This window comes from Sphingomonas sp. PvP055 (assembly GCF_040546365.1).
Classification (GTDB): domain Bacteria; phylum Pseudomonadota; class Alphaproteobacteria; order Sphingomonadales; family Sphingomonadaceae; genus Sphingomonas; species Sphingomonas echinoides_A.
In genome coordinates this window covers 3,045,726-3,061,811 of record NZ_JBEPNS010000001.1, presented here as the reverse complement: position 1 = coordinate 3,061,811, position 16,086 = coordinate 3,045,726, and the positions used below count along the sequence as shown (strand labels likewise).

Below are 16,086 nucleotides of genomic sequence, written 5' to 3'. Positions count from 1 at the left end.
AGCGGCGGCATTGGGGGCGGATCGTGCTGGGGGCTATCGTCGGTCTGGTGCTGCTCGCGGTCGCGCTGGTGGGGATGCTCGATACCGGGATCGGCCACCGTTTCCTGACCGACCGGATCGCCGCGCTGCGCCCGGCGAACGGCTTGCGCTACCAGATCGGGCGGATCGAGGGGTCGATCTACGGCAAGGCCAGGCTGATCGACGTGCGCATCCGCGACCGTCGCGGGCTGGTGTTCGCCGCCCCCCGGGCGGAGCTCGACTGGGCACCGTTGCGGTGGGTGCACAACCGGCTCGACATCACGCGCCTGCACATTGCGCAAGCGCGTCTCGAACGTTTGCCCGACCTGATCCCCTCGACGCGGAAGGCACCGATCCTGCCGTCGTTCGACATCCGGATCGGATCGCTGTCGGTGGACCGGCTCGTGCTCGCGAAGGCCGTTACGGGCACCGAACGCGTGGGGCGTCTCGCTGGCCGGGCGGACATCCGCAATGGCCGTGCGCTGATCGACCTGAAGGCGGCGGTCGCGGGAAGCGATACGCTGCGGCTCAGGCTGGATGCCGCCCCCGATCGGAACATGTTCGACGTCGCCGCTTACGCGCGTGGGCGGGCGGATGGCGTGCTCGCGAAGCTGGCGGGGTTCGCCCGGCCGATCGCGCTCGATATCGCCGGGCGCGGGACGTGGAAGCAATGGGATGGCCATGCAATCGCGGATATCGGCACGGTCCGGCTGGTCGACCTGAAGCTGACCAACCGCGCAGGAACCTATGCGCTCGACGGCGTGCTGATCCCCGCGCCGCTGTCGCACGGTAAATTGCAGACCCTGTCGACGCCGCGCGTGCTGACGCATGGCAGCGCGACGCTGGTCGATCGCCAGTTGAAGGGCACGCTGTCGCTGCGGTCGGGGTCGCTGAACCTGACGGGCGACGGGACGCTCGATCTCGCCGCGAACGCGTTCCGCTCCGTCCGGCTGCACGCCGTGCTGCTGCGCCCGAGCGGACTGTTCCGCAACATGAGCGGCCGCGCGATCGAACTGCGCGTGCTGCTCGATGGCGCGTTCGCCACCGCGCGGTTCGATTATCGGCTCGCCGCCAAACGGTTCGCGTTCGACGATACCGGGTTCGAGGATGCGTATGCCGCGGGCAGCGGACGCCTGTCCAAGACGCCGGTGCTGGTCCCGATCCGGTTCGTCGCCAAGCGCGTGACCGGGGTGGGCGACGTCGCGGGCGGGATCCTGCGCAATCTCACGATGCAGGGCGTGCTCCGTGTCACCGCGACGACGGTGACGGGCAACGCGATGCGGCTGACCTCGGACAAGCTCAACGGCCGGTTCGATCTGCAGCTCGACCTGCGCAACGGACGGTATGAGATCGCGCTCAACGGCGGGCTGAAGCGCTATCTGATCCCCGGTCTGGGCATCGTCGATGTCGCGACGGTGCTCAAGGTGGTGCCCGGTTTGGACGGACACGGCACGCGCGTGATGGGGCAGGGGACCGCGCAGATGGTCCGGCTCGACAACGCCTTCTTCCGTTCGCTCGCGGGCGGGTTGCCGCGGATCGTCACCGGGCTTGAGCGGACCACCGATGGCGTGCTCCACCTCAACAACCTCGTGCTGACCGGGCCGCAGATCCGCATCACCGGAAACGGCATCCGGCGGCGCGACGGGACGTTCCACTTCGAGGGAACGGGCACGCAGCAGACGTACGGCCCGCTGACACTCAAGCTCGACGGCAAGATCGACCGGCCGACGATTGATCTGGTGTTCCAGCGCCCCAACGAGACGATGGGGCTGCGCGACGTGGTCGCGCATCTCGACCCGACCGAGGCGGGCTTCGCGTTCACCGCAAGGGGCGGATCGCGGCTCGGGCCGTTCACCGGCAATGGCGCGATCCTGTTGCCCAAGGGCGGGGGCGGGACGATTGCGATCGCGGATCTCGCGGTCAGCGGGACGCATCTGTCGGGGCCGCTCGCGATCGTCGATGGCGGGTTCGACGGACGGCTCGCGGTGGCGGGCGGTGGCGTGACCGGGGCGCTCCTGTTCGCGCCGGTCGGCGACAACCAGCGGATCGAGGCGCATCTCGATGCGCGTGCCGCGACGCTGGCGGACGGCGTCACGGTCCGACGCGCGCGATTGGATGCAGTAACCGTCCTCGATCCGGCGGGAACCACGATCGAAGCGACGCTGACCGGCGGCGGATTGCGGCGCGGGTCGCTCGTCCTCGCGCGGTTCGGCGGCAAGGCGTCGCTGCGCGGCGGGGTCGGCACGATCACCGCGTCGATCGCGGGATCGGGCGGGCGCGCGTTCGATATCCAGTCGGTGACGCAGGTCACGCCCGATCGTTGTGTCGTATCGGCGCAGGGCACGCTCGACCGGCGGCCGATCAAGCTGGTGACGCCCGCAGAGTTCACGCGCGACGGGGAAGACGGCTGGCGGCTTGCCCCCACCAAGCTGACCTTTGCCGGTGGGGATGCGCAACTGTCGGGCCGCTTCACCCGCGGCGCCAACGCGATCGACGCGAAGGTGGCGCATATGCCGCTCGCGATCCTCGACATCGGCTACCCCGGCCTGGGGCTGGGCGGGAGCGCGTCGGGGAGCTTGTCCTATGCACAAGGCGGGACGAATCCGCCGACGGGCCGCATCGACATGACCGTCCGCGGGCTCACCCGCTCAGGGCTCGTGCTGACCTCGCGCCCGGTCGACGTCGGCGTGGCGGGGATCCTGTCGGCCGACCGGATCGCGGCGCGCGCGGTCGCCGCGACCGGCGGCAAGACCGTCGGGCGCGCGCAGCTGCTGCTCAACCTCCCCGCCGGGACCGATCTGGCGAAACGCGTGGAGGAGGCGGGCGTGTTCGCGCAACTCCGCTACGATGGCGCCGCGGACACGCTGTGGCGGCTCACGGGAATCGAGCTGTTCGACCTGACCGGCCCGGTCGCGATCGGCGCGGATGTCGGCGGGCGCGTGAGCAACCCGCAGATCAAGGGCGTCGTCCAGGCGCGCGGCGCGCGGATCGAAAGCGCGACGACCGGCACGGTGCTGACCAACGTGGTCGCGAACGGCCAGTTCGGCGGATCGCGCCTGACGATCGACACCTTCACCGCCGATGCGGGCAAGGGCGGCAAGGTCGTCGGCAAGGGCGCGTTCGATTTCGGCGCGAACAGCGGGTTCGACCTGTCGGTCCAGGCCGACCATGCGGTAATGATTGCGCGCGACGATATCGGCGCGACCGTGACCGGCCCCTTGCGCTTCCTGTCGAACAAGCAGGGCGGGACGATCTCGGGCGAACTCCGCCTCGACAAGAGCCGCTACCGGCTCGGCCAGGCGACCGCGGCGAGCGCGGTGCCGCAGCTCAACATCCGCGAGATCAACTTGCCCGGCGGCGGGACCGAAGACGACGAGGTCGCGCCCGCTCCGTGGCGGCTCGCGATCCACGCGCGCGCGCCCAACCAGCTGATCGTCTCGGGGCTCGGCCTGCGCAGCGAATGGTCGGCGGACCTGCAGATCGGCGGCGCCCCCGACAATCCCGCGATTTCGGGCCGCGCCGATCTGGTGCGCGGCAATTACGACTTCGCCGGGCGCACCTTTGCGCTGGAACGCGGCAAGATCCTGTTCACGGGTGACGTCCCCGCCAACCCCGCGCTCGACATCGCAGCGAATGCGAGCACCACCGGACTGAACGCCACGATCAACGTGACGGGGCCTGCGCTCAAGCCCGAGATCGCCTTCTCGAGTACCCCCGCACTGCCGCAGGACGAATTGCTGTCACGGCTGCTGTTCGGCACCTCGATCACCAACCTGTCCGCGCCCGAGGCGCTGCAACTGGCGTCGGCGGTGGCGGCGTTGCAGAACGGCAAGGGCGGGCTCGACCCGATCAACGCGGTGCGGCGCGTGGCGGGGCTCGACCGGCTGCGCATCGTCTCTGCCGACCCGCAAACCGGGCAGCGGACCTCGGTGGCGGCGGGCAAATATATCACCCGGCGTTTCTATGCGGAGATCGTGACGGACGGCGCGGGCTATTCCGCCACGCAGGTCGAGTTCCAGGTGACGCGCTGGCTGTCGGTGCTGTCGTCGATCTCGACGCTCGGGCGGCAAAGCGCAAACTTGCGGGTTTCCAAGGATTATTGAGGGCGGGGTAGCGCCGCGGCCGCTCTCCTCATGCTTTACGGCGGCCTGCAATCCGCAAGGTCGTCCGCCCGCGTTGTGAACCGGTTCGCAAGGGCGTGCACCGCTCGGCCGCAGATCGGCCTAAGCAGCGTCGTCTGAAATGCGCCCACGCGCGCGTAGCGCTGCCCGTAGCGGAAGATGCGATCGCGGCAATAAAGAAGAAATCGCGTGCTTATCCGTCGGTCTTGCGCGGCTCTCCTATACTAAAAATATCGATCAACCGTATCATCGCAAGACACATCGTCCTCTCCTGCTGGAAACAGCCGACGCGGGACGATGGCATAGAGGATTTAATCTTTGAAAACGCCTCTAAGGGCCGGGGTTGCACTTGCCGTGCTCATCCTCGCCACGCCCGCTCTTGCCCAAAACGCTTCGCCCGATCAGGCGGGTCTGGCCGCGCTCGTTCGCGCGCAGGCGAACGAGATCGCCGCGCTACGCACCCGCCTCGACAAGATCGAAGGCGAGCAGCCGACGACGGTAACACAGGCGCCGACCACCGCGCCGATGCGAGCGGTCCCGGTCGCCGGTCGTCTGCAGACCGCCAATGACGACGGTCTGGCAGAATCGTTCGCCCCCCAAATCATCGCCCCGGGTCTTGCGGACCAGACGGTCGCGCAGGCGCGTGCCGCCGCGATGAACACCGCGGGCGTCAAGACGGAATGGCGCGGCGGCCTGCCGATCTTCCGGTCCGCCGACGGCAAGTTCCTGTTCAAGATGCGCGGCCGCATCATCAACCACGTCAACTCCACCTTTGGGTCCAGATATGATGCGCGCAACATCACCACGACCGGCGCGCGCGCGTTGCGGATCGGGATCGAAGGCGCGGTCGGGCCGCACTTCTTCTATCAGTTCGAAAACGACTTTGCCGACAACGTGTCGGATGTCGGCACGATGTTCGTCGGTTGGCGCAACGATATCGGCAAGCTGTCCTACGACGTTCGCTTCGGCAACATGTTCAACGACCGCAGCTTCGAGGGCTCGGGCGGATCGGATGCGCCGCCGTTCCTCGAGCGCAACGTCGTCGCGACGGCGATCATCCCGCAGCGCGGCTTCTACGGCATCGCATTCATGCCGCGGCTGTTCTGGAGCACCGGACACGCGTCCGTCACGATCAGCGGCGATTCGGTCGATGCGAGCCAGGTGGTCGGCGATAGCCGCACCGTGATGGGCCGTGCGCACTGGAACCCGATCAAGAGCGATCGCGCGTTGCTCCATCTCGGGCTGTGGGGCTTTGACGAGAAGCTGGCGGTCGGCCCTGGTTCGCTCACGCGGAACACGGTCATCGGCGGGCGCTTCAATGGTACGCTTCGGGTCGGCAGCGGGACGCTGGTCGGTGGCACGGGGACGACCGGCTACGGCGCCGAAGTCGGCGGCTATGTCGGGCCGCTGTGGGTCATGGCAGAAGCGGGCCAGCGCCACGCACGCCTTAATGCGGGGCGTCCGGATTTCGTCAGCAAGGCGTGGAGCCTGTCGACCGGCTATTTCCTGACCGGGGACTTGCCGCCGTACAACCCCCGCCTCGGCACCTTCGCGCAGCCCAAGGTGCTGCGCCCCGTGTTCGAAGGCGGCCCCGGCGCGATCGAGCTGACCGCGCGCTACGAAAACCTCGATTACGCCAGCCTGGCGACGGGCGGCACGGGCTGGGCGGCAACGGCGGGGACCAACTGGTATCTCGACAGCGTGATCCGTCTCCAGTTCAACGTGATCCGCTGGCACACGGATAATCGCGCCGGCGCGTTTACCGGCGGTGATTCCGGCGAAACGGTGACGGGCGGGGTCGGGGTGACGTTCTAACCCGTCATTCTCGGGAGGTCGCGCGGACTGCACCGCGCGACCTCCGCAGAAAGGGCAAGTATCGACCGCATCGTAGGGTCGCGGGCGTTACCGGGTGAACAGATACCCGACGCAGAACAGAAAGACCGCACCTTCAAGCATACCGATCAGGACGTTTCCGGCGGCCTGAAGATACCCGATCCCCAGAACCTTCGCGAACCAGCGCGCTTCCACGATCCAGTAGTTCAACAGGGTAACGACGGCGAGCCAGCGGCCAATCGTCGCGAGCGACTGGTGATGATCGGCACCGAGGCTGGCGCTGAGGCTGAGACCGAGCGCGAAGACCGCGGCGGGATAGCATTGCTCGTAGAACGGCTGTTGCAGCGTCGCGCGATCGAGCTTCACCCCGCTGCGCCGGATAAGACGCGCCGCCAGAAACAGCGGGAAGGCGGCGAACACCACGACCCGAAGGACCAACGCACTTGCGTTGTCGTTGACGAGATCCGCCAGCCCATGGTGGTTGGCGATGATCAGGTCCGTCTGCCCCAAGGCCGTCGCGACCGTATGCGACAGCAGCAGCGACAGCGCGAGAAACAACGGCGGGCTCAGGACGGAGGAATATTGCTGGTCCTCCGGCAACGCGGCCTCGGCGTCGATCTCGGTCATGATGACGATCGGCCGAAACGTCGCCCGCCACAGCGTGATCGGGAAAAACAGCAGCCAGCTCATCACCTCATAGAGGAGTTCGTCCAGCGAATTGAGCCACTTCATGAAATCCATGCCGTATCATGGGCGAACCGTATCCGGCTCGCAACGGGGTCTTGCACTTCCGGACAAGAGGCGGTTTGGTGGAGGGGAGACAGGAGAAACGTAGATGCGACGGTCTATAGCATCGCTCGGGATTGCCGTTTGGATGGCGTGCGCGTCCTCCCCGGCGGTCGCGCAGGGCGCAACGGCGAGTTCGGCAACCGAGTTCGTCCACATGGCCGATCGCCTCAAGCCGGGGCAGTGGGTGTGGGCGCCGGGGATCGCGTCCGCCGGGCAAGTGCTGGTCTATGTCGACCTGTCCCGCCAGCTTGCGACGGTCTATCGCAACGGTGTCCGGATCGGCGTCGCATCGGTCTCCTCCGGCAAGCCCGGGCACGAGACGCCGACCGGCGTGTTCACGATCCTGCAGAAGGACGCAAACCACCGTTCGAGCAAATATAACAGCGCACCCATGCCCTATCAGCAGCGCCTGACGTGGGACGGGGTCGCGCTCCACGCCGGGGGTCTGCCGGGCTATCCCGAGAGCCACGGCTGCGTGCATCTGCCCTACGGCTTTTCCAAAGAGCTGTTCGGCATCACGTCGCTCGGGGCGACCGTGGTCATCAACGGCGATGCCGCCACCCACGTCCGCAGCTCGGGCACAAGCCTGCTCGCGCCCTTCGATACCAAGGGCCGACCGGTCGACCGGCAACTGTTGAACGGACAGCAATTCACCTGGCAACCGGATCGCGCATCCTCCGGGCCGATGACGATCATCGTGTCGAAGTCTGACGCGCAGGTGGTCGTCATGCGGGGCGGCGTGGAGATCGGCCGCAGCGTCGCGCAAGTCGACGACGATGATCCCGGCAGCCACGTGATCACGCTCACCACCGGTGCCGACGGGGCTCCGCGCTGGGTCTATATCGGTTTGCCGGGGCATGAAGAGGAAGCCGGACGCGCGCTCGACGAAGCGGTCATCAACCGGCTCCGCCTGCCCCGCGCGTTCTACGAGCCAGTGCGCGCCGCGCTTCGGCCGGGAACGACGATCCTTATTACGCAATCGCAAGTCGGCACCAGCGGTGGGGAACCGCTGACGATCATGGACGCTGTTGTTCCACGACCGTAAAATCTTCGTAACCAGTCCCACTGTTATTGGGATCAACAGGGAGAATTGCCATGTCGAGCCTAGGACGCTCAACGATCGTTAGCGCTGCACTCTTGGTATCGATCGGGTTGCCCGGCGTGGCGAACGCCCAGTCAACCGGCCTTGAGGACATGGTCGGCGCCCGCGCCGGTCAGGCCGAAGGCGAATTGCAACGGCGCGGCTACGTCAACACCGGTGGCCAGCAAGGCGATGATCGCAGCTACACCAACTGGTGGAACGCCAGTCGCCGCCAATGCGTGACGATCGCCACGATGGATGGACGCTATAGTTCGATCCAGCCGACGTTGCCGCCCGATTGCCGGCAATCGGCCAATCAGCGCCCGAACCCGACCTATCAGGGCCAACCGGCCAGCCGACCGCGCCCCGGCTATCAACCCGATCCCGGCTTCGGCCGCCCACCCTACCCACCCGGGGGGCAGCCCGGCTATCCCGGTGGCGGACCGGTGGTCGCTGGCCAGAGCGTCGACCTCGGCCTCGTCTGCTTCGGCGACGGGTCCAAGACCGGGCTCGCAAGTGGGACCACCTGGACATGGAACCGGGACCGCGATCGCTATGAATATGGCACCTACAACACGACCCGGACCGAAGTGTTCGACGCGTCGCTGATGGTGCAGACCTGGGGCGGTGGCGGGCGCATCCGCCTGCCGCGGTCGCTGATTCCACCGATCAACTCGCGCGGCAACAACGGCTGGTGGGATCTCTATGACGTGTCGATCGGTCCCGACGTCATCCGTGGCACCTACCGCCTCAACGGCCTCAACAAGCCGCGCGTCATGATCGATCGGCGGAGCGGTCGAATCACCGTGCAGGGCACCGCCGACTACGGGTTCCGCGGCACCTGCGACATGATCGGTCACGAACCGCGCAGGTTCTAGGCGCGTCTCCTAAACGGAACGAGGGTCGCATCTTGGATGCGACCCTTCGACCTGCCGGGTCCGCGCTCCCGCGCCACGCGGCGGTCGCCCCGGAAACCTATGGCGCTGGCGGGAGCGGGCGCCTTAGCCCGGCTCTCCGACCACGGTCTTCACTTCCATGAAGTCCGCCAGCCCGAACTTCCCATTCTCGCGGCCATTGCCCGATTGCTTGTAGCCGCCGAACGGCGCGTTGCCGTCGGGGCTCCACGAATTGATCGTCACCAGTCCGGCGCGCAGCCGTGGTGCGACCTTGGCGGCGGCGGCGGGGTCGCCCGAGATCGTCGCAGACAGGCCGTAGGGCGTCCCGTTGGCGATCTTCACCGCCTCGTCCTCGGTCTCGTACCGCGTGATCGTCGCCACGGGGCCGAACACTTCCTCCTGCGCGATCCGCATGTCGGGGGTCACGTCGGCGAACAGCGTCGGTTTGATGAAATAGCCGACGTTGCGGCCATCGGGACGCCCCGTGCCGCCGGTGACGAGCGTCGCGCCTTCGTCGATTGCGGACTGGATCAGCCCCTGGATCTTGTCGAACTGCGCCTTGTTGACGACCGGGCCGATGTGCGCACCCATCTGCGTCGGGTCGCCGACCTCGGTGCCTTCCATCATCGCCTTGACGATCGCGGAAGCCTCCTCGACCTGGCTGGCGTGGACGAGCAAGCGGGTCGGCGCGATGCAGCTTTGCCCCGAATTGGCGAGCACGCCCTGCACCGTCGGCGGCAGGACCGCACCCAGATCCGCGCCCTGCAGCACGAGGTTCGCGGCCTTTCCGCCGAGTTCCTGATGCACCCGCTTGACCGTCGCGGCGGCGGCCTGTGCGACCGCTATCCCGGCGCGAGTCGACCCGGTGAAGCTCACCATGTCGACGTCCTTATGGCGCGACAGCGCGTTGCCGACCCCCGCACCGTCGCCGTTGACGAGGTTGAACACGCCCTTCGGCACGCCTGCCGCGTCCAGGATCTCGGCGAGGATCATCGCGCAACCGGGCGATTCCTCGCTGGGTTTCAGGATCATCGTATCGCCCGCCGCGAGCGCGGGGGCGACCTTGGCGGTGACCTGGTTGAGCGGCCAGTTCCACGGCGTGATCATCGCGACGACGCCGAGCGGTTCGTGAACGATTTTCGATCGGCCAAGCCGTTCCTCAAATTGAAAGGCGTTGAGCGCCTTCAACGTCGAGAGGAAATGCCCAAGCCCGGCGGGGACTTGCGCCGCCATCGCAAAGCCGATCGGCGCGCCCATCTCGCGGCTGACCGCTTGCGCCAGATCAGGGATGCGCTTCTTATATTCCTCGATGATCCGTTCGAGCAGCGCGGCGCGCTCTGCGACGCTGGTCTGCGAGAAGGTCTCGAACGCGGTGCGTGCGGCGGCGACCGCGGCGTCGACATCGGCGGGGGTGCCAAGCGTAATCTCGGTGCACGGCTGTTCGGTCGCCGGGTCGATCACGTCGTGGCGGTGGCCACCGATGCTGTCGACCCATGCGCCGTCGATATAGTGCTTGAGATAGCTTTGCATGTCAGCCTCCACCGCTTTTGAATATGGGGTACGTCGGCGCAGTCTTGGCGCGGGCGAAGACGCGTTGCAACCTGAAACCCGTCCGGTACGTTGGCGCGACGACACAAGAAGGTACCAAGGCATGACACGCACCGCACGGATCGAACGCACCGGGGGACCGGAGGTGATCGAATGGATCGACGTCGACGTGCCCGCGCCCGGTCCCGGCGAGATCCGGATGCGCAATACCGTGGTCGGCCTCAACTTCATCGACCTCTATTTCCGCAGCGGGGTTTATCCGGCGAAGCTGCCGACCGGGCTCGGGTCCGAAGCGGCGGGAGTCGTCGAGGCGGTGGGGGAGGGCGTCACCGGCCTGTCGGTCGGCGACCGCGTCGGCACGTTCGGCCCGACCCCGGGTGCGTATGCGCAGGCCCGCAACCTGCCCGCCGCGACCGTGTTCAAGCTGCCCGACGACATTGACGATCGCACTGCGGCGGCGATCCTGCTCAAGGGTTGCACCACCGAGTTTCTCGTCGAGCGGTGCGCCAAGGTGCAGGCGGGGCAGACCGTGCTGGTCCACGCGGCGGCGGGCGGAGTCGGGCATCTGCTGGTCGGGTGGCTCAAGGCGACCGGCGCGACCGTGATCGGCACGGTCGGGACCGCGGACAAGGCCGCGCAGGCGCGCGCGGCGGGGGCGGATCACGTGATCGTCCACAAGCAGGAAGACGTGGTCGCGCGGGTCCGCGAGATCACCGGCGGCGCGCTGGTGCCGATCGTGCTCGACGGGGTCGGGATGGCGACGTGGGAAACGTCGCTGGCGTGCACCGCGCGGCGCGGGCTGATCGTGAGTTACGGCAATGCCGGGGGCAAGGTGACGGGGGTCGACCTCGGCACGCTCTCGACTCGCGGATCGCTGTTCGTCACGCGGCCGACGCTGTTCAGCTATTACGTCACCCCGGAGGAGCGCGCAGCCGGGATCGAGCGGCTGTACGCGATGCTGCGCTCGGGTGCGATCGCGCCCGTGATCGGACAGACCTTCGCGCTGGAAGACGCGGCCGACGCGCATCGCGCGCTCGCGGCGGGCGAGACCACGGGGGCGACGCTGTTGACGGTGTGAACCGCGGAAAGGACCGAAGCGGGGCGAACGGAACGCGGGCAAGGTGAGGGCGTTTTTTCCGTCTCCCGAGCAAGGGAGGCGTTGATGCGTAGATCGAGAGGTGCTTCATGAAAAAGCTTCTTGCCGCGGTGTTCGCCGCCGGCATCGCCTTGGCCGCCGTCGGTCCTGCCGAAGCGGCAGGCGGATGCGGTCGCGGGTTCCATCCTGGCCCGCGCGGGATCTGCCGCCCGAATGGGCCACCCGTCTATGCGCATCGTGGTCCGCCGCGGGTGGGCTATTATTACCGCGGTCGCGGCTATTGGAACCAGGGGCGCTATTGGCAGCACCGCTATCGGTATCGCAACGGCTGGCGTTATCGCTGATCCTTTCAAGCCCCTCCCCTTCAGGGGAGGGGTTGGGGGTGGGGCAGTGCCTCGCAGAGAGTTCGGTTCTGCTGGACGTCCCCACCCCAACCCAGTGTCAGGTCGGTCAGGCCCCCGGCCTGACCTGAATAGCCCGGGGGGCTATTCACCTGTCACTCCTGAAGGGGAGGGGCTAACTCGGTCATCCGGGCTTTGCCCACGCCGCATTTCCCGCTATCCGCGCGGACATGATCAAACGCGCACTCCCCGTCACCCGCGAGGCCGATTTTTCCGCCTGGTACCAGTCCGTCATCACCGAGGCCGACCTCGCCGAGGAGTCCGGCGTTCGGGGCTGCATGGTCATCCGGCCATGGGGCTATGGCATCTGGGAGCGGATCCAGCGGTTGCTCGACGACCGGATCAAGGCGACGGGGCATGAGAATTGCTACTTCCCGCTGTTCATCCCGCTATCCTATTTCGAAAAAGAAGCCGAGCATGTCGAAGGCTTCGCCAAGGAAATGGCGGTCGTCACGCATCACCGGCTCAAGGCGGATGGCCTCGGCAAGCTGATCCCCGATCCCGAAGCGAAGCTCGAGGAACCGCTCGTCGTGCGGCCTACGTCAGAGATGGTGATCGGCGCGGCGTTCGCCCGCTGGGTCCAGTCGTGGCGCGACTTGCCCGTCCTCATCAACCAGTGGGCGAACGTCGTCCGCTGGGAAATGCGCACCCGCATGTTCCTGCGCACCAGCGAGTTCCTGTGGCAGGAAGGCCATACCGCGCACGCCTCGGCCGACGAAGCGCGTGAAGAGACGCTCAAGATGCTCGAGGTCTACCGCGAATTTTCCGAAACCTGCCTCGCGCTGCCGGTGGTGGCGGGCGAAAAGCCCGAGAACGAGCGTTTCCCCGGCGCGGTCGCGACCTACAGCATCGAGGCGATGATGCAGGACGGCAAGGCGCTCCAGGCGGGCACCTCGCATTTCCTCGGCACCAACTTCGCGCATGCGCAGGACATCAAGTTCCAGAATGCCGAAGGCGTGTTCGAGCTCGCCAATACGACGAGCTGGGGCGTGTCGACGCGGATGATCGGCGGGGTCATCATGGTCCACGGCGACGATGACGGCCTGCGCGTCCCCCCGCGGATCGCGCCGTGGCAGATCGTGATCGTGCCGATGCTGCGCGACCAGCCCGAGGACGCAGCGATCGTCGACTATTGCAAGGCGTTGCAGGCCGAGCTCGCGCAACAGAGCGCGCTGGGCGAGCCGGTGCGTGCGCTGCTCGACCTCAAGTTCGGCAAGACCGCGACCAAGCGGTGGAGCTGGGTCAAGAAGGGCGCGCCGATCGTGATCGAAGTTGGCGGGCGTGACGTGTCCGGCGGCAACGTCTCGGTGATCCGCCGCGACCGGCTGTACCGCGAGGACGGCAAGCTCGACAGCAACGTCCTCGCGCGCGGTGATTTCGTCGCGGCGGCGGCGGCGACGCTGGAGGAGATCCAGGCGTCGCTCCATAGCGAAGCGCGCGCACGGCTCGATGCGAACATCGCGCGCGCCACCGATTTCGCGGCGATCGAGGCGCATTTCGCAGACGGGGCGAAAAATCCCGGCTGGCTCGAAGTGCAATGGTCGCGGCCGACCGGCAGCGCGCTCGACGCGGTGGTTGCGCGACTGAAGGCGCTCAAGCTGACGATCCGCAATGCCCCGATGGAACAGCCTTCGATCGACGCGGCGTGCATCTTCACCGGCGATCCCGCGGTAGAGCGTGTGCTGATCGGGCGCGCCTATTGATCCCGTGGTCCGGCCGGGGGGCACCCCGGCTGGGGTTTCCGGCAATGATTCGGAAAAAGACGCTTCCGGTCGTCGCACGTCCGGGGCAGCTCATCACATTTGCTCCCCATCATCGCCACCTTTGCGCCGCAGTTCGTTCATCCTGACGAAAGAAAGCGTTGCACAAATGTGACATTTCCGCGTTTCAGATTTTTAATTCTGCCGCGATGCAACAACCTGCGGACAATCTAGTTCAAGTCGCTACGGGACACCCGACGCATCCCCAGGGTGCGATCCAACTGCCAATTACGAGGCTATAACACATGCGTACTCTCAAGCTTGCAGCCGCCGCCGCCGGCGTTCTCTTCGCAGCGCCGGTTTTCGCTCAGGACATGGCACCTGCCGCTCCTGCCGACACCACGATGGCAGCCCCTGCCGACACCGGCCCGAAGGCACCCGACGGCACGCGCGCATTCGGCATCGAGCCGTATGTCGGCGTGATGGGCGGCTGGGAGCAGTTCGACAACGAGCCGAACCACGGTATCCCGCAGGCAGTCAACTCGAACGGCACGCTCCGTAACAACTACCGTCTCGCAGGCGCGCTGGTTCAGGGCGTCGTCGGCTTCAACGTTCCGCTCGGCCCGGTCTTCGTCGGTGCAGAAGGCAATGTCGCAAAGGGCATTTCCGGCAACATCGATTGGGAATATGGCGCAGCAGGCCGTTTCGGCGTTCGCGCTGGCGATAGCGGCATGTTCTACGGCAAGGTCGGCTACCAGTGGGTCAACTTCGACAACTACCCTGCCTTCGTCAGCGGCAACCGTAACGACAAGAAGGTCGACGGCATCACCTACGGCATCGGCACCGAATTCGGTCCGAAGGACATCGGCCTGAACGGCATCACCGGCAACGCAGGCTTCCGCATCCGTGCAGAAGTCAACACCTTCGGTGACTTCCACAGCTTCCGTCCGATGCTGGGCGTGATCACGCACTTCTAATATTTTCCGAATCGTCGGACAGCCTTGAGGGGGCGGGGAATGGCAACATTCCCCGCCCTTTCTTGTTGTGGCGGGGATCGACCAGCGGGTTGGCGGGCGCGCGCGGTTGCCATCAAGGATCTGTTACAGCGTCAGTGCGGCCTTCAGCCCGAGGACCACGACGTCGCCCCGCGTACGGACGCCGCCCGGATGGTGGATCCATTGGACGTTGGGCTGAAGTTCCAGCCAGGCGACCGGGGTCAGGCTGTAATAGACTTCAGCGGCATATTCCGCGTCGCGCACGGGCGTTCCCGGGATCAGGCGATCGCCGTCGGCGGCACGACCGTTTACGTTGGTCCGCCCGACCGCGACGCCGAGCACGTCCCCCTCGAGCCCGGGCAGTAACCCCTTGTAGAAAATGCCGAGTGTTGCCTGATTGTCGGTCACGCTGGTGGCGCGGTCCGCCTGCGTCACGTTGGCGAAGATCCCCAGCCCGGTCAGCGCCTTGCCGTCCTTCGACGTCCCGCTGAGCTGTTGCTGGATATTGGCATAGACGCCGTACCGCCCGGATCGCTGCAACGGTGCAAGGCCGGTGATGGCGATCGGGCTACGGTTCCGATCGAGCAGCACGTCGTCGCCGTTGGCGGTCGAATACCAGGCACCGACCTTGTACGATCCGACGTGACCGGTGTTGCCCAGCCGGGTCCAGCCCGCTTCCGCCGGGATCAGCGCGCCGGTCGCGCCATGCCAGCGCGCGATGAAGAAATTGTTCTTCAGGTTGAGGGGGTTGACCTCATAGGCTCCCAATTGGACATAGCCGCCGCTGCCGATATCGACGTGCACTCGTCCGCCCCATTGGCTCACCGGCCAGTTGTACCAGTAATCGCCGACGAGATTGCCGGGCTGCGCGCCACAGAAGGTCAGGTTCTGGAAGTGGCAGGAGAAGCCCGCGAAATCCGATCCCGGGTTGGTCCGGCCGACCTTCACCTCGATCGTGTCGCCGATCTTCTGTTCATACCATAATTCGGTGACACGCACGGTCTGGCCGCGTCCGAACACTTCCTGCACCTGCTGCAAGGTGCCGAGCCCAGCGTCGTCGGAGAGGTTGCGTCCGCGGCGCCACGTCAGCGTCGCCTGCACGGTGCCGCCTTCGATCCCGGCGATCTTGGCCATGTCGATCTTGGCGCCGACATCGACCTGGCCGGTTTCGGTCAGCTTCCTGCGCTCGCCGCCAGCGACATTATACCCGCTTTCCGACGCATAGCGCGCGGACACATCAAACCCACGATCCCCCAGCCACGTCCGCGCATGCCGCCAGTCCGCGAACAGACCGGGGGGCGCGCTGCTCTGCGTATCGCCGATTTGTGGCGTGAACAGGATGTTGCGCGGACGCTGGATCCGGCCCGCCCCACGCCGCTTGGCGGGCGCGGTGGTTTCGGTCGGTGTATCGGGGCCGGACGGACCCGCGGGTTCGGTCGCGGGTTTCTGGCTGTCGTTGGCGGGCGGTTGCGCCACCGGGGCATCCGCAGCGGGCGGCGGGGCGGGGGCCCCGATATCGACCTGCTGCGCAATGGCGGGTTGCGCCAGGCACAGGGCGGTTGCGGACGTTGCCACGGCAAGGCGACCGAGGTTGGAATACAGCATCGA

11 protein-coding genes are annotated in these 16,086 nt (G+C 66.8%); 8 read left to right on the top strand and 3 right to left on the bottom strand.

From position 1 onward, the window contains the following. The first annotated feature begins 74 nt into the window (after positions 1 to 74). Positions 75 to 4,121: a translocation/assembly module TamB domain-containing protein gene (locus ABIC16_RS14375; RefSeq protein ID WP_502958350.1), complete on the top strand. Its 4,047-nt coding sequence runs from the start codon at positions 75 to 77 to the stop codon at positions 4,119 to 4,121. A gap of 336 nt (positions 4,122 to 4,457) precedes the next feature. Further along, positions 4,458 to 5,954 (top strand): porin, encoded by a 1,497-nt coding sequence (locus ABIC16_RS14370; RefSeq protein WP_354291612.1) that lies wholly within the window; start codon positions 4,458 to 4,460, stop codon positions 5,952 to 5,954. A gap of 87 nt (positions 5,955 to 6,041) precedes the next feature. Here ABIC16_RS14370 and ABIC16_RS14365 read toward each other — a convergent pair whose 3' ends face one another. After that, a complete protein-coding gene (locus ABIC16_RS14365) occupies positions 6,042 to 6,713 on the bottom strand; it encodes a hypothetical protein (protein WP_354291611.1) in 672 nt (223 codons plus the stop codon). A gap of 94 nt (positions 6,714 to 6,807) precedes the next feature. Here ABIC16_RS14365 and ABIC16_RS14360 point away from each other — a divergent pair, with 94 nt between their 5' ends. Next, entirely contained in the window at positions 6,808 to 7,806 is a 999-nt protein-coding gene (locus tag ABIC16_RS14360; protein ID WP_354291610.1) for a L,D-transpeptidase family protein, read from the top strand. Between the two features lie 116 nt (positions 7,807 to 7,922). After that, positions 7,923 to 8,720: a hypothetical protein gene (locus ABIC16_RS14355; RefSeq protein ID WP_354291609.1), complete on the top strand. Its 798-nt coding sequence runs from the start codon at positions 7,923 to 7,925 to the stop codon at positions 8,718 to 8,720. 123 nt (positions 8,721 to 8,843) lie between these two features. Here the strand turns inward: ABIC16_RS14355 and ABIC16_RS14350 are convergent, their stop codons facing one another. After that, positions 8,844 to 10,268 (bottom strand): aldehyde dehydrogenase family protein, encoded by a 1,425-nt coding sequence (locus tag ABIC16_RS14350; RefSeq protein WP_354291608.1) that lies wholly within the window; start codon positions 10,266 to 10,268, stop codon positions 8,844 to 8,846. Between the two features lie 121 nt (positions 10,269 to 10,389). Here ABIC16_RS14350 and ABIC16_RS14345 point away from each other — a divergent pair, with 121 nt between their 5' ends. The 4 genes from ABIC16_RS14345 to ABIC16_RS14330 all read left to right on the top strand — a co-directional run bounded on the left by ABIC16_RS14345 (position 10,390) and on the right by ABIC16_RS14330 (position 14,460). Further along, a complete protein-coding gene (locus tag ABIC16_RS14345; protein ID WP_354291607.1) occupies positions 10,390 to 11,364 on the top strand; it encodes a quinone oxidoreductase family protein in 975 nt (324 codons plus the stop codon). 107 nt (positions 11,365 to 11,471) lie between these two features. Then, entirely contained in the window at positions 11,472 to 11,726 is a 255-nt protein-coding gene (locus tag ABIC16_RS14340; protein WP_354291606.1) for a GCG_CRPN prefix-to-repeats domain-containing protein, read from the top strand. A 227-nt stretch (positions 11,727 to 11,953) separates the two neighbouring features. Then, entirely contained in the window at positions 11,954 to 13,486 is a 1,533-nt protein-coding gene (locus tag ABIC16_RS14335; protein ID WP_354291605.1) for an aminoacyl--tRNA ligase-related protein, read from the top strand. A gap of 302 nt (positions 13,487 to 13,788) precedes the next feature. Continuing rightward, positions 13,789 to 14,460 (top strand): outer membrane protein, encoded by a 672-nt coding sequence (locus ABIC16_RS14330; protein ID WP_277968610.1) that lies wholly within the window; start codon positions 13,789 to 13,791, stop codon positions 14,458 to 14,460. 123 nt (positions 14,461 to 14,583) lie between these two features. Here ABIC16_RS14330 and ABIC16_RS14325 read toward each other — a convergent pair whose 3' ends face one another. After that, positions 14,584 to 16,083, bottom strand: a complete 1,500-nt coding sequence (locus tag ABIC16_RS14325; RefSeq protein ID WP_354291604.1) for a carbohydrate porin — start codon at positions 16,081 to 16,083, stop codon at positions 14,584 to 14,586. Positions 16,084 to 16,086 lie beyond the last annotated feature (3 nt).

Bases quoted from the DNA above. Each gene is read 5' to 3' on its own strand.
- ABIC16_RS14375 (WP_502958350.1), top strand. From the start codon at position 75: ATGCTCGATACCGGGATCGGCCACCGTTTCCTGACCGACCGGATCGCC.
- ABIC16_RS14365 (WP_354291611.1), bottom strand. From the start codon at position 6,713: ATGGATTTCATGAAGTGGCTCAATTCGCTGGACGAACTCCTCTATGAG.
- ABIC16_RS14360 (WP_354291610.1), top strand. From the start codon at position 6,808: ATGCGACGGTCTATAGCATCGCTCGGGATTGCCGTTTGGATGGCGTGC.
- ABIC16_RS14350 (WP_354291608.1), bottom strand. From the start codon at position 10,268: ATGCAAAGCTATCTCAAGCACTATATCGACGGCGCATGGGTCGACAGC.
- ABIC16_RS14345 (WP_354291607.1), top strand. From the start codon at position 10,390: ATGACACGCACCGCACGGATCGAACGCACCGGGGGACCGGAGGTGATC.
- ABIC16_RS14340 (WP_354291606.1), top strand. From the start codon at position 11,472: ATGAAAAAGCTTCTTGCCGCGGTGTTCGCCGCCGGCATCGCCTTGGCC.
- ABIC16_RS14335 (WP_354291605.1), top strand. From the start codon at position 11,954: ATGATCAAACGCGCACTCCCCGTCACCCGCGAGGCCGATTTTTCCGCC.
- ABIC16_RS14330 (WP_277968610.1), top strand. From the start codon at position 13,789: ATGCGTACTCTCAAGCTTGCAGCCGCCGCCGCCGGCGTTCTCTTCGCA.
- ABIC16_RS14325 (WP_354291604.1), bottom strand. From the start codon at position 16,083: ATGCTGTATTCCAACCTCGGTCGCCTTGCCGTGGCAACGTCCGCAACC.